Source organism: Nonomuraea sp. NPDC050643, assembly GCF_040654715.1.
In the GTDB taxonomy this organism is placed as follows: domain Bacteria; phylum Actinomycetota; class Actinomycetes; order Streptosporangiales; family Streptosporangiaceae; genus Nonomuraea.
The window spans coordinates 15,050-28,047 of the sequence record NZ_JBFAIM010000012.1 but is presented as its reverse complement, the minus strand read 5'-3'; the positions used below and the strand labels follow the sequence as shown (position 1 = coordinate 28,047).

The window sequence follows — 12,998 nt, the reverse complement described above, 5'->3', positions numbered from 1 at the left end:
TCGATCCTGTGGACAGGGGGGTGGTCTGGGGTCATGGATGGGCGACTCTTTGGGCCAGGATGTTGTAGCCGGGGCCGGGTTGGGTTTGGCCTGTCGCGTTGAAGGTCAGGGCCGGGACCGACTCGACGAAACCTGACGGGGTTCTGGAGAGCAGGCAGATCTCGGCTATGCGTCTCCGGCCGTCTGGGCGGCTGCGGGTCAGGTGGATGACGGCGTCCAGGGCCGCGGCCAGTTGGCTGTGGACCGCCTCTCTGCTCAGGCCCGCCGCGCAGCCGAGGGCCTCCAGGCGAGGTGGTACGTCGGCCGCCGTATTGGCGTGCAAGGTGCCGCACCCTCCCTCGTGACCCGTGTTCAGGGCGGCCAGGAGGTCCACCACTTCCGCTCCCCTCACCTCCCCGACCACCAGGCGGTCGGGGCGCATTCTGAGCGCTTGGCGGACCAGGTCGCGCAGGCCCACGCCGCCGGCGCCCTCCAGGTTCGCCGGGCGGGTTTCCAGGCGGACCACATGAGGGTGGAGAGGGCGGAGCTCGGCTGAGTCCTCCACGAGCAGGAGGCGGTCGCCTGGGTCCGCCAAGGAGAGGAGGGCAGACAGGAGGGTGGTCTTGCCTGTGCCGGTGCCGCCGGTCACCAGGAAGGCCAGCCTGGCGGTGACCATGGTGGTGAGCACCGGGATGGCGGCGGGAGTGATCGTGCCCGCTGAGACCAGGTCGGCCAGGGTGAAGGTGCGCCGGGGCGGCAGGCGCAGGGAGACGCAGGTGCCGCCGGAGGCCACCGGCGGGAGTACGGCATGGAGGCGTACGCCACCGGGAAGGCGGGCGTCCACGTATGGGGAGGCGTCGTCGAGGCGTCTGCCCGCGGCGGTGGCGAGGCGCTGGGCCAGCCTGCGCACGGCCCCGTCGTCCGCGAACGTGACCTGGGTACGGCGCAGGCCCGTGCCGTTGTCCACCCACACCTCACGGGGCCCGTTGACCAGGACATCCGTCACCTCGGGCTGGGCCAGGAGAGGCTCGAGAGGGCCCGCTCCCATCAGGTCGGCGCACAGGGCCCGGGCCACGGCGAGGATCTCCGCGTCACCGTAGACGGCCTTCTCGGCTCTGAGGGCGACCGCCACCTGGGCCGCGCTGGGTTCGACGCCTGTCCTGGCCAAACGTATGCGGACGGCCTCCACCAGCTCCGAGGACACCGGCGAGGGCGCGGGATTGTGAGATGGAGTGGGGTCGGGAGGGGTCATGCCGGTGGGAGGAGGTCGCGCAGGAGGGTTGTGCACAGGGCGCCTAGAACGGTGCGCGGGCCCAGTTTGGGGAGTTCGCCGCGGTTGAGGGTCGCGGTGAGCCTGGGCTGGTCGGGGAGGCTGCCGGCCGAGGGGATGCCCAGGGACGTCACGGCGATGTCGTCGTCGAGGACTCCTGGGCGGAGGACCGCGCGGATGTCGGAGGTGTGCCTGCGCGCCTCGCCCAGGACCTGGACGGCCGACAGGATGCCCCGGACGTCTGCCGTCGCCACGATCAACGTGGTCTTCGCCCTGGTCAGGGCCTCTGTCGAGGCTGGGTCGAGGTGGCGGGGGAGATCGACGACCACCAGGTCGAAGCCGCGTCTGCCTGCTTCGAGCACCGAGCGCATGGCCTGGGCCGGGATCGCCGGCACCTCGCCTCTGTGGAAGGACAGGACCGCCAGGTCTCCGAACGACGGGAGCGCCTGCTGCAGTGCGCTGGAGTTGATCCGGCCCTCCCTGGCCACCAGGTCGGCCCAGCGGGCGCCGGGCGCCTCCTCGTGGCCCAGGAGGGCGTCTATGCCGCCGCCCAGCGGGTCGGCGTCCACCAGCAGGGTGCGGAGGTGGTCGGCCGAGGCTCTGAGGGCCAGGCAGGCCGACAGCACGCTGGCGCCCGCACCGCCACGGCCTCCCATGACGCAGACGATGGAGCCTGAGCGGGGGTCGGGCTCCATGGCGTCGGCGAAGCGCTCGACCAGGTGGCGTTCGTCGCCGGGGAGGGTCACGACCGCTTGGGCGCCCACCGCTACGCATTTTCGCCAGGTGTCCGGGTCTTCCGGGTCTCGGGTGACGAGGAGGACCTGGTCTCTGGCCGGGGGTGAGGTGGTGGCCACGGCGTCGGCCTGGTCGGCGCCCACCGCTATGAGGGGGGCGAGGTTCCAGAAGGGGCGGGCGTGGGCGGGGACGTGGGCCACGTCGAGTTGTGCGCCTGCGGCGGCGGCTATGCGGACCAGGTCGTCCAGCAGGGCGTGGTCTTCGGTGATGACCAAGGGACGGTGCATGTCGGCCTTCCTGGGTGCGGGCGGGAGGCCAACCTTGGTGGAAGCGGGGGTGGTGGGGTGGGGGCGAACGGGGTTCTGGGGACAGCGGGCGCGGAGTGTGGGCGGGCTGTGGATAACTGCATGGACGATGACCACCGCCAGGGGCGGGGCGAGCCGGCAGAGGCGGGGCGAGCCGGGCTGCGCGCGAGCGGAGCCCGTGAAGGCCGGTGCGGGAAGCCGGTAAGGCCGGTGCGAGAAGCCGGGCTGCGCAAGCGAAAGCCGGGCAAAGGCGGTGCTGGAAGCCGGGCAAAGGCGGTGCGGGGAGCCGGGCTGGGTGAGCGGGCAGCCCGTGGCTCGGTGTGGGGAGCGGGGCGGCGCGAAGGGGTTGAGGTCGCCGGGTCCCCGTCCGGAGGGCGAAAAGCCCGGGAAAAGGGGCGACCCCCGCCGGGGGGGAGAGCGGGGGTCGCCTGATCGGTCCGGCTCCGGGGGGGTAGAGCCGGTCCCGTTTCAGAAGAAAGCTTTCATCACTACACCGGAGCCTGGCAAGAGACTTGCAAAGCTATCCGGTGCAAGGTCGCTCCAGTTTCGGGCGATACCACCGTATGCTGCCCGATCCACTCGAGTTTCGTCGAGGAGCAATCTCGCATTTTCGCCAAGTTTTTTCGCCACGCCATAACGATCACATAAAGGAAGTCACCCTCCGTGATCGTCACAGCTTAGTAACGGGGTCCGCGGGCGCCCAGTGCCCGAATGTCCGTGGCCCCGCCCATGGACGGGTAAAGGTCTTGGTCCGAGGGGTTCCCATCAGGGCGGATCCGTCGTAGAAAGGTGACACGGACCACTTGTCCGGGTGCGTCAACCAGGTACCCACGCGCGACCAGCCGCGGGAGGCGCGTCGAGACGGGCTTGACCCGCTCCGACGAATTAAGGTGCACGCTTGGTAACCCGGCGTGATGCACCGGCGGACGGCGTCTCTTGATTGAGACGCCGTCAGCTATGTCCGAGCCCCTCCGCGGCGACGCAGCGCTACCTCGACGCCCTTCGCCGCAACGCAGAGCGACATCGCCGCCTTTCCACCGCGACGCAGAGCAATGTCGCCGCGACGCGGAGCCCTCGCGTCAGCCCCTCTGCAGGGCCTCACAGATCGCAGTCGTCTCGCGTACGCCGAGGGTTACCGCAGAGGCACAGTGTTGTACCCAGTGGGCCACGCCCTCCGGCGTCCCCCTCAGGTACGCCCGAAGCGCGTCCGCGTACGCCAGCTCCAGATGCCCGACCTCCACCGCCACCAGCGACTTCGGGTCCAGCCCGTACTCCACCAGCGTCAACCGCCCGGCCGAGCGCGCCACCAGCCCGTCCGCCGAGCCGAACGGACGTAGTACGGCCAGCTCAGCGTGTACGACGGCGGCCAGCACCATCGCGGGCGCCTTCGTGGGCTGTTCGAGCAGGCCGAGCAGCCCCTCCATACGCGCCGCCGCGTCCGCCGCGCCCGGCGCGGGACCCAGCGACAGCGGGTCGGAAGCCTCGTCGGCCGTCCGGGGACGGCCCAGGTCCTCCGGCGGCACGAGGCCGGCCGCGGCCACGGCGTGCAGCCGGGCGAGCACCTGCCTGGGCGCCTTACGCCAGGTCGAGCCCATGCGGCCCATCTCCGCCGACGCGCGCAGCGCCCCCTGGACCACCGGGTCGTGGGCCTCGTCGCGGCGCATGGCGTCCAGCGACACGTCGACGCCCTCCAGGGCGGCCGACGCGCGGGCGCCCCGCAGGGACGACTCCGTGGACACCGCCGGGCTGGCCCGGCGCAGGACGCGATGCCGGTAGAGCCTGTCGACGGCCTGCCGGGCCTCGTCCACCGCCTCGGGGACGCCGGGGAACTGAGCGATGACGGCCAGTGGGTCACTCACGAAACCTGACCTTACCCGCGAGTAGGGCATGGAACGCCGTCATGACAGGAAGTGACCGGGCATAGTCAGCGACGCGGTGGGAGGGGCCCAAGAGGCGGCGCGGGCGGGAAAGTCACCACGGCGAAAGAGGCGAACGGGGCAAAGACGAACGACCGCCTCCGAGGTGACGGGGCCGCGTCGTACGCGGGGCCGTACATCGAGAAAAGTGCCCCCGAAGGGGGCCCATAAAGCGCCGCGGCGTATTCTCCTGATTTCAGGATGACAACATTTCAATAGCATTTGTCATGCCATCCGATAAGCCCGCGCCCGTCCCCGGCCGCACGGTACAGACCTGTCTAGACCTCTTGTGTGCGGAGGCCGTGAGCTGGTGAAGTGGGACACGACCTATCCAATCTGGCCATACGAAGGAGCACGAGGTGGCCCCGGAGACCCCTGGCAACGAGACCCAGGCGCTGTCCAACCTGCTACAGGAGAATCGCCGGTTCGCACCGCCGGCCGCCCTGGCCTCGGCCGCGAACGTGACCGCGGCCGCGTATGCCGAGGCCGCCGCGGACCGTCTCGCCTTCTGGGAGCACGCGGCCGAGCGGCTGAGCTGGTCCAAGCGGTGGGACACGACGCTTGAGTGGAACGCCCCTTTCGCCAAATGGTTCGTCGGCGGTGAGCTCAACGTCGCCTACAACTGCGTCGACCGCCACGTCGAGGAAGGACGTGGCGACAAGGTCGCCTACCACTGGGAGGGCGAGCCCGAGGGCGACACCCGCACCCTCACCTACAACGACCTGAAGTCCGAGGTCAGCAAGGCCGCCAACGCCCTTCAGGAGCTGGGCGTGCGCAAGGGCGACCGCGTGGCGATCTACATGCCGATGATCCCCGAGCTGCCGATCTCGCTGCTGGCCTGCGCCCGCATCGGCGCGATCCACTCGGTGGTGTTCGGCGGCTTCTCGGCCAGCGCGCTGAAGAGCCGGATCGACGACGCCGACGCCAAGCTGGTCATCACCGCCGACGGCGGCTACCGCAGGGGCAAGCCGAGCGCGCTCAAGCCGACCGTGGACGAGGCCGTCGCCGAGTGCCCGCAGGTCGAGCACGTCCTCGTCGTACGGCGTACCGGCCAGGAGGTCGAGACCAGCGCCAAGGACGTGTGGTGGCACGACGTGGTGGAGCGCCAGAGCGACCAGCACACCCCAGAGCCCCACGACGCCGAGGACCCGCTCTACATCCTCTACACCAGCGGCACCACCGGTAAGCCCAAGGGCATCCTGCACACCACCGGTGGCTACCTGACGCAGACGGCGTACACGCACCACGCGGTCTTCGACCTCAAGCCGGAGACCGACATCTACTGGTGCACGGCCGACATCGGCTGGGTGACCGGCCACTCCTACATCGTGTACGGCCCCCTCGCCAACGGCGCCACCAGCGTCATCTACGAGGGCACCCCGGACACCCCGCACCGCGGGCGGTTCTGGGAGATCGTCCAGAAGTACAAGGTCACGATCCTGTACACGGCCCCCACGGCCATCCGGACGTTCATGAAGTGGGGCGACGACATCCCCGCCAAGTTCGACATGTCCAGCCTGCGCATCCTGGGCTCGGTCGGCGAGCCGATCAACCCCGAGGCGTACGTCTGGTACCGCGAGCACATCGGCGACAGCCGCTGCCCCGTCGTGGACACCTGGTGGCAGACGGAGACCGGCGCCATCATGATCAGCCCGCTGCCCGGCGTGACCGACGCCAAGCCGGGCGCCGCGATGCGCCCGCTGCCGGGCATCGACGCCGACGTCGTCGACGACCAGGGCAACAGCGTGCCCAACGGTGGCGGCGGGTTCCTCGTCGTACGCGAGCCGTGGCCGTCGATGCTCCGCACGATCTGGGGTGACGACCAGCGTTACATCGACACCTACTGGAGCCGTTTCGAGGGCATGTACTTCCCTGGCGACGGCGCCAAGAAGGACGAGGACGGCGACATGTGGCTGCTCGGCCGCGTCGACGACGTCATGCTGGTCTCCGGCCACAACATCTCCACCACGGAGGTGGAGAGCGCGCTGGTCAGCCATCCGAAGGTGGCCGAGGCGGCCGTGGTGGGCGCGACCGACCCGGTGACCGGCCAGGCCATCGTGTCGTTCGTGATCCTGCGCGGCAGCGCGGAGGAGGGCGACGACATCGCCACCGAGCTGCGCAACCACGTGTCCAAGACGCTCGGCCCGATCGCCAAGCCGCGGCAGATCCTGGTGGTGCCCGAGCTGCCCAAGACCCGCTCGGGCAAGATCATGCGCCGTCTCCTGCGCGACGTGGCCGAGAACCGCAGCATCGGCGACGTCACCACGCTGGCCGACAGCACGGTGATGAACCTGATCTCGGAGAAGCTCCCGTCCGCCAAGTCGGAGGAATAGAAGCCCTCACGAAACAGAAGCCCCCGCAAAGGGCGCATGTCTCGACAAATGCGGACATGCGCCCTGAGGTGGGTACGCTTACCCCAGGTGTGCCGGGAAGTCTGGTCGGCGGAACGAAACGCACGTCGACCAAGGGAGCCCTGTGCCCACCGAGAAGTGGCCCTTCCCGGCCGGAACCCGTTACGCCCGGGCTCTCGCCGAGGCACTGCGTACCGAGACCATCGGCGGCATCATCATGCTCGTCGCCACCCTCGCCGCCCTGACCTGGGCGAACATCTCCATCGACGGCTACGACGCGCTGCGCGAGACCATGGTCGGCCCCCTCGAGCTGTACAAGTGGGCGCAGAACGGCCTGCTGACGATCTTCTTCTTCGTGGCGGGGCTGGAGGTCAAGGAGGAGTTCGTCCACGGCGAGCTGTCGAACCTCCGCAAGGCCGCCCTGCCGATCATCGCCTCCCTGTCGGGGATGGCGGTGCCCGCCGCCGTCTACCTCGCCGTGAGCTGGGGAGCGCGCGACGCCGCCGCCGGCTGGGCGATCCCGACGGCGACCGACATCGCGTTCGCGCTGGCGGTGCTCGCCGTGACGGCCAGCGCGATGCCCGCGGCCCTGCGCGCCTTCCTGCTGACCTGCGCGGTCGTGGACGACCTCGGCGCCATCACGATCATCGCGGCCTTCTACACGGAGCACCTGAACGTCGTGGCGCTGCTGGCCGGCGCGGCCCTGATCGGTGTCTACGGCCTGCTGCAGCGCGGGAGGCTCACCACCCCGTGGCTGCTCGTGCCGCTCGCCGTGGCCGCCTGGTACGCCGTCGAGCTCAGCGGCGTGCACGCCACCGTGGCAGGCGTGGCGCTCGGCCTGCTGACCCGGGTGCACACGACCGGCGACGAGACGCGCTCCCCCGCCGAGGCGGCCGATCACCACGTCCGGCCGATCTCGGCGGGCCTGGCGGTGCCCGTGTTCGCGTTCCTGTCGGCGGGGGTGAAGCTGGACGGGCCGAGCCTGGGCGCTATCTTTTCCGATCGGGTAGTTCTGGGAGTGATAGCGGGGCTCGTACTCGGGAAGTTCCTCGGCGTGTTCGGTGGTGCCTGGCTGTCAGTACGGCTCGGCCTGGCGAGACTGTCGGAGGAGCTGCACTGGCGGGACATGGCGGCGGTGTCGTTGCTGGCCGGGATCGGGTTCACGGTGTCACTGCTGATCGGCGACCTGGCGTACGGCGACGACCGGCAGCGCGCCGAAGCCGTCACCACCGGGATCCTCGCGGCCAGCCTCGTCGCGTCGGCCCTGGCGGCGGTGCTGCTTCACGCACGGGTACGCAAGCGTCGCATTGCGCTGGATGATGTTTGACACGGCCACCAGGCCTCGATAGGAGACGTTCATGCCGCAGACTCCCGAGGAAGAATCCCTGGGCTCGCTGGTCGCCCAGGCGAGCAGTCACATCTCGTCCCTGGTCCGCTCGGAGATCGAGCTGGCCAAGGCCGAGTTCAGGTTCGACGCCAAGCGGGTGGGCATGGCGGGCGGGTTGTTCGCCGCCGCCGCCTTCATGGCGCACCTGTGCCTGATCCTCGCCTCGTTCACGATCGCCTACGCCCTGGCGCAGTGGTTGCCCAACTGGCTGGCCTTCCTCATCGTGACCGTGTTCTACCTGCTGGTCGCGGGTCTGCTGGTGTTCATCGGGATCCGCCGGCTCAAGGGCCTGGCCGGGATGAAGCGCACCGCCAGGTCGATCAAGGATCTCAAGGAGATCGCCACACCTGACGAGCCGGCGCTGCCCACGCTCCACCGGGATCGCGAGCCGGTGACCCGCGATGGCGCCTGACGAGTCGGTCGTACAGATCGAGGGGCCCTGGACGCACCGCACGGTGCACGCGGGCGGCACCCGGTTCCACCTCGTCGAGGCGGGCGAGGGGCCGCTGGTCCTGCTGCTGCACGGGTTCCCGCAGTTCTGGTGGACCTGGCGCAACCAGCTCGGGTCGCTGTCCGCGGCCGGCTACCGGGCGGTGGCGGTCGACCTGCGCGGCTACGGCGGCAGCGACAAGCCGCCGCGCGGCTACGACCTGCCCACGCTGGCCGCCGACGCGACGGGCCTGATCAGGGCGCTGGGCGAGACCGGCGCGATCGTGGTCGGGCACGACTGGGGCGGGCTGCTCGCCTGGACGATGGCCGTGCTCGACCCCAAATCCGTGCACCGCCTGGTCGCCGTGTCGGCCCCGCATCCCCTGCGGCTGCGCAACGCCCTGCTGACCGACCCGCTCGGGCAGCTCAAGGCCAGCGGCCAGGCGCTGGGGTTCCAGCTTCCGCTGCTGCCCGAGCGCCGGCTCAGGCGGCACGACGCGGCCCTGGTCGGCAGGCTGCTCAACGACTGGTCGCGGCCGGGGTGGCCGGCGCAGGAGGAGTCGCGGACCTACCGGGAGGCGTTCACGATCCCGGCCGTGGCGCACTGCGCGCTGGAATACCACCGCTGGTTCGGCCGTTCCCAGCTCCGACCCGACGGCCGCCGCTTCGCCAGAGCCATGCGCACCGAGGTGGAGGCACCCACCCTGCACCTGCACGGAGCGCTCGACCCCAGGGTCCTGCCCCGCACGGCTCAAGGTTCGAGCCGCTACGTGGCGGCCCCCTACCGGTGGCGGCTGTTCGAAGGAGCCGGCCACTTCCCCCACGAGGAGATCCCCGACGTGTTCGACACCGAGTTGCTCGGCTGGCTGAACGATCCGGAGCCCGACCGATGAGAGATCGCGACCCCGAGGGCCGGCCGCGCCAGGCCAGACCGCGCGACGCGTACGGCAGGCCGCTCCCCTACGGCGCCACCGGCCTGCCAAGGGTCCCCGACGACTACGCCCCCACCACCGAGCAGGCGTTGGCCGACGGCCGCCGCTTCCTCGCCGAGGGCCTTCCGTTCAACGCGCACGAGGTGTTCGAGGGCCGCTGGAAATGCGCGCCCGAGGACGAGCGCGAGCTGTGGCAGGGGCTGGCGCAGATCTGCGTCGGCCTGACGCACCTGCAGCGCGGGAACGGGCGCGGCGCGGTGACCCTCTTCAGCAGGGGAGCCGCCAAGGCGCAGTCGTACGGCGGCGCCTACGACCCCGTCGGCAAGGCCGCCTCCGGCCTGACCCAGGACAGCGACCCCGAAGAGGCGATCACCGTCATCCTGGACAAGCTGCCCGGCTGACCCGGCGGGCCCCGGTCAGTCGCACGCCTGGGTGCTGGCCGGGGTGGTGTCGTTGCGGCCCGCGGAGGCGTCGGGGGCGACCTCCTCGGCCGTCAGGACGTAGCCGGTCTGCTCCTCGTTGATCGCGGCGGCGAAGATCACACCGTAGACCCGGCCGTCCACCGTGAGCAGGGGCCCGCCGGAGTTGCCGGGCAGGACCTGGCCGCGGATCGCGTAGACCTTCCGCCTGACCGTGTTCTCGCGGTAGATGTCGGGGCCCTCGGCGTCGAGCTGGCCGCCGATCCTGGCCGGCTCGGCGGTGAAGCCCTTGCCCTTGGGGAAGCCGGCCACGATCGCGTTGTCGCCCCTGCCGCCCTCGCCGTCGAAGGTGAGCTGTGGCAGGTCGAGGCCGGGCACGTAGAGGACGGCGATGTCGCGCCGCGGGTTGTAGCGCACGACCGTGGCGGTGTGGCGGGTGTTGGTGGAGTCGATGACCTGGAGGTCGCGGGTGACGCCGGCGACCACGTGGGCGTTGGTCATGATCCGGCCCGGGGCGTAGACGAAGCCGGTGCCCTCGATGTGCTTGTTGCAGCTCTCGGCGTTGCCCTGGACCTTCACGATGGCCCGGCGCGCCCGGCTCAGCTTGGCGCCCTGCAGCACGCTCTGGTCGGGCGGCGGCACGTCGATGAGCGTGCCGGAGCCGATGGCGTCGAAGACGGGCGGGAACTCCGAGCGGTCGATGAACTTCTTGAACGGCTGCTGCCAGTTGCGGGCGGCCTGCGGGATCGCGTCGTCGACGGTGGTCAGCAGCGCGGAGTTCTTGACCTGGTCGACGAGCGGGGTGAACGCCGTGGACACGATCAGCGAGCCGATCAGCCACGCGATGACCAGCACCGACAGCGCGCTGGCGAACGTGCCGCCGATCGCGTCGGCCACCTTGGCGGGCTCCCAGGTGACGTGGCTGCGCACGACCGCGCCGAGCGTCGAGGACGCGAACTGGCCGATGGTGGCCGACAGGAAGACGATCACGATGGCCAGCAGCGCCTGCGGCGTGTCGCCGTCGACCACGGCCTTGGAGATGGGGGGCGCGATGAAGACCCCCAGCACGGCACCGCCCACGAACCCCACGAAGCTCATCGCCCCGATGATGAAGCCCTGCCGGTAACCCGAGACGCCGAAGGCGATCACGAGGCCGATCAAGATGAGGTCAAGCAGATCACCGCGCACGATTCAAAGGTAACCAGCGATACGGTCAAGTGTGCACGTCTTCGATCAGGACGGCGTCACCCACCTGGCTATCTTGAGCGGTATGCCGCCGGCCGAGGGAACAGTGAGCGAGCTCATCCAGGCAGCTCTACGCGACACCGACCCTGACGGCCCGCTGCGCTGGCACGTGATCTCCTTGCTGCGGCAGCGGGGCGACCTGGAGTCGTTCATCGAGGCGCGGCGGCTGTGCGCCGCCGACACGGTCCCGGAGCGATTGCTGGGCGTGGACATCATGGGCATGCTCGGCCCGTTCGTGGACCGTACGCTGCCGGTGCTGCGCTACCTGGCGGCCAGCGAGGACGACGCCATGGTGCTCTATTCGGTGCTGATCGCGTTCGGTCATCTGGCGGACCCGCGTTCGCTGCCGTCCGTGATCGACCTGGCCGGCCACGACGACGCCCGGGTCAGGTACGGCGCCGCGTACGCGCTGCAGCACGTGCTCGGCGACCCCCCGGACCGGGCGGGCCTGGCGACGCTGCGCACGCTGGCGACCGACGACGACCCGGACGTGGCCGGCTGGGCCTCGCTCGGCGTCGCGCTCCGGGCCGCCCTCTGACCGTGGAAGCCGTCTAGCTGCGCGAGGCGAGGTCGACCGACTCGGGCGGCAGGTCCTCCATCTGCGCGGGGTCCCACGGCTGCTCGAGGCCGCTCACGCGCAGCACCGTGTCCAGCACCATCGCCGTGAACCCCCAGACCAGCATCCCGCGCACCCGGAACGCCGGCCCCGCCGAACCCCTGGGATGCCGCAGCGTGACCCGGTTGCCCGGATCGACCAGCTCGGCGATCGGCACCCGCTCGACGGAGTCGACCTCGTCGGGCGAGGCCGCGTGCACGGCCGACGGCTCGCGCCACCAGGCGATCACGGGCGTGACCCGGTTGTCGCTGTGGTTGAGGTAGAGCTCCGGCATCGTGCACAGCACGTGCACCCCGCGTGGGTCGGCGCCGGTCTCCTCCTCGGTCTCCCGCAGGGCGGCCTCGACCGGCCCCCCGTCGTCGGGGTCCACGCCGCCGCCGGGGAAGGCCGGCTGTCCCGCGTGCCTGCGCCCGCGCGTGCTGCGCTGAATGAGCAGCACGTCGGGGCCGTTGGGGCCCTCACCGAACAGCATGAGCACCGCCGCGGCCCGCCCGCGCCCGGCGGGTGGCCGGAGGTAGTGGGGCACTCGGATGCGCTGCGCTTGCGCCGCCAGTCTCTCGAGCCAGTCGGGCACTTGGGTCACGCATCCTCCAACACGCCGTGGCGCGGATCACTTCCCCGGGTCAGGAGAAAGGGCCTGATCTGACGAGCTTGGCGGCCTCGGCGGCGCCGGTGGGGCCGGTGCCGTACGAGGGGCAGAGGGCGGCCAGCGGGCACACGCCGCAGGCGGGCCGGCGGGCGTGGCAGATGCGGCGGCCGTGCCAGATCACCCGGTGCGAGAAGATCGTCCACTCGCGCTTGGGCAGCAGCTCCGCCACGATGTGCTCGATCTTGACCGGGTCGGTCTCCTCGGTCCAGCCGAAGCGGCGTACGAGCCGCTGGAAGTGGGTGTCGACGGTGAGCCCCGGCACCCCGAAGGCGTTGCCCAGCACCACGTTGGCCGTCTTGCGGCCCACGCCGGGCAGCGTGACCAGGTCTTTCAGCCTGCCCGGCACCTCGCCGCCGTAGCGCTCGCACACGGACTGGGCCATGCCGATGATGCTGTTGGTCTTGGCGCGGAAGAAGCCGGTCGAGCGGATGATCTCTTCCATCTCCGAGCGGTCGGCGGCCGCGTAGTCCTCCACCGTGGGGTATTTCGCGAAGAGGGTGGGGGTCACCATGTTGACCCGCTTGTCGGTGCACTGGGCGGAGAGGATGGTCGCGACCAGCAGCTCGAGCGGGTTGGTGAAGTCGAGCTCGCAATGGGCGTCAGGATAGGTCTCCGCGAGGATGCGGTTCATCTTCCGCGCGCGCCGCACCAGTGCGAGCTGGGTCTCCGGCTTGCGCCCCGCCGCGTTCGTCGCCATGCCGCAAGAGTAGAAGCTTCGGAGAACGGTTGAACCCAACACCGAACGGTTGAACCCAACAGCGCCTC

12 protein-coding genes are annotated in these 12,998 nt (G+C 70.5%); 6 read left to right on the top strand and 6 right to left on the bottom strand.

Translation table 11 applies throughout. The annotated features are described in order from the left end of the window. Positions 1-31: 31 nt before the first annotated feature. The 3 genes from AB0I15_RS17470 to AB0I15_RS17460 all read right to left on the bottom strand — a co-directional run bounded on the left by AB0I15_RS17470 (position 32) and on the right by AB0I15_RS17460 (position 4,148). Complete coding sequence (locus tag AB0I15_RS17470; RefSeq protein WP_358095839.1) at positions 32-1,231, bottom strand: TadA family conjugal transfer-associated ATPase; 1,200 nt, start codon at positions 1,229-1,231, stop codon at positions 32-34. Continuing rightward, positions 1,228-2,271: a septum site-determining protein Ssd gene (gene ssd, locus AB0I15_RS17465; RefSeq protein ID WP_358095837.1), complete on the bottom strand. Its 1,044-nt coding sequence runs from the start codon at positions 2,269-2,271 to the stop codon at positions 1,228-1,230. Before ssd ends, AB0I15_RS17470 begins: the two co-directional genes overlap by 4 nt. Positions 2,272-3,368: 1,097 nt before the next feature. Continuing rightward, positions 3,369-4,148 carry an oxidoreductase gene (locus AB0I15_RS17460; RefSeq protein WP_358095836.1) on the bottom strand — a complete coding sequence of 260 codons (780 nt, stop codon included), beginning with the start codon at positions 4,146-4,148 and terminating at the stop codon, positions 3,369-3,371. A gap of 416 nt (positions 4,149-4,564) precedes the next feature. Between AB0I15_RS17460 and acs the strand changes: the two genes are divergently transcribed. The 5 genes from acs to AB0I15_RS17435 all read left to right on the top strand — a co-directional run bounded on the left by acs (position 4,565) and on the right by AB0I15_RS17435 (position 9,705). Continuing rightward, the gene (gene acs / locus AB0I15_RS17455) at positions 4,565-6,538 is read left to right on the top strand and encodes an acetate--CoA ligase (protein WP_358095834.1); all 1,974 of its coding nucleotides are present in this window, start codon (positions 4,565-4,567) and stop codon (positions 6,536-6,538) included. A 142-nt stretch (positions 6,539-6,680) separates the two neighbouring features. Then, positions 6,681-7,883 carry a Na+/H+ antiporter NhaA gene (gene nhaA, locus AB0I15_RS17450; protein WP_358095832.1) on the top strand — a complete coding sequence of 401 codons (1,203 nt, stop codon included), beginning with the start codon at positions 6,681-6,683 and terminating at the stop codon, positions 7,881-7,883. A gap of 31 nt (positions 7,884-7,914) precedes the next feature. Next, positions 7,915-8,355: a phage holin family protein gene (locus AB0I15_RS17445; protein WP_358095830.1), complete on the top strand. Its 441-nt coding sequence runs from the start codon at positions 7,915-7,917 to the stop codon at positions 8,353-8,355. Beyond that, a complete protein-coding gene (locus AB0I15_RS17440) occupies positions 8,345-9,265 on the top strand; it encodes an alpha/beta hydrolase (RefSeq protein ID WP_358095828.1) in 921 nt (306 codons plus the stop codon). The genes AB0I15_RS17445 and AB0I15_RS17440 overlap by 11 nt, the downstream gene beginning before the upstream one ends. Beyond that, positions 9,262-9,705, top strand: coding sequence for a DUF309 domain-containing protein (locus AB0I15_RS17435; protein WP_358095826.1), 444 nt, complete (start codon positions 9,262-9,264; stop codon positions 9,703-9,705). Before AB0I15_RS17440 ends, AB0I15_RS17435 begins: the two co-directional genes overlap by 4 nt. Positions 9,706-9,720: 15 nt before the next feature. Here AB0I15_RS17435 and AB0I15_RS17430 read toward each other — a convergent pair whose 3' ends face one another. Then, positions 9,721-10,911, bottom strand: coding sequence for a MarP family serine protease (locus AB0I15_RS17430; RefSeq protein ID WP_358095824.1), 1,191 nt, complete (start codon positions 10,909-10,911; stop codon positions 9,721-9,723). Positions 10,912-10,993: 82 nt separating this feature from the next. Here AB0I15_RS17430 and AB0I15_RS17425 point away from each other — a divergent pair, with 82 nt between their 5' ends. Beyond that, a complete protein-coding gene (locus tag AB0I15_RS17425; protein WP_358095822.1) occupies positions 10,994-11,506 on the top strand; it encodes a HEAT repeat domain-containing protein in 513 nt (170 codons plus the stop codon). A gap of 13 nt (positions 11,507-11,519) precedes the next feature. On the opposite strand, the gene AB0I15_RS17420 is transcribed toward AB0I15_RS17425, so the two are convergent. Next, entirely contained in the window at positions 11,520-12,167 is a 648-nt protein-coding gene (locus AB0I15_RS17420) for a CoA pyrophosphatase (protein ID WP_358095820.1), read from the bottom strand. A 40-nt stretch (positions 12,168-12,207) separates the two neighbouring features. Beyond that, positions 12,208-12,930 (bottom strand): endonuclease III, encoded by a 723-nt coding sequence (gene nth, locus AB0I15_RS17415; RefSeq protein ID WP_358095819.1) that lies wholly within the window; start codon positions 12,928-12,930, stop codon positions 12,208-12,210. Positions 12,931-12,998: the final 68 nt, after the last annotated feature.

What these genes read in the sequence shown, in the direction of transcription:
- AB0I15_RS17470 (WP_358095839.1), bottom strand. Translation starts at nt 1,231, where the DNA reads ATGACCCCTCCCGACCCCACTCCATCTCACAATCCCGCGCCCTCGCCG.
- ssd (WP_358095837.1), bottom strand. Translation starts at nt 2,271, where the DNA reads ATGCACCGTCCCTTGGTCATCACCGAAGACCACGCCCTGCTGGACGAC.
- AB0I15_RS17445 (WP_358095830.1), top strand. Translation starts at nt 7,915, where the DNA reads ATGCCGCAGACTCCCGAGGAAGAATCCCTGGGCTCGCTGGTCGCCCAG.
- AB0I15_RS17440 (WP_358095828.1), top strand. Translation starts at nt 8,345, where the DNA reads ATGGCGCCTGACGAGTCGGTCGTACAGATCGAGGGGCCCTGGACGCAC.
- AB0I15_RS17435 (WP_358095826.1), top strand. Translation starts at nt 9,262, where the DNA reads ATGAGAGATCGCGACCCCGAGGGCCGGCCGCGCCAGGCCAGACCGCGC.
- AB0I15_RS17425 (WP_358095822.1), top strand. Translation starts at nt 10,994, where the DNA reads ATGCCGCCGGCCGAGGGAACAGTGAGCGAGCTCATCCAGGCAGCTCTA.
- nth (WP_358095819.1), bottom strand. Translation starts at nt 12,930, where the DNA reads ATGGCGACGAACGCGGCGGGGCGCAAGCCGGAGACCCAGCTCGCACTG.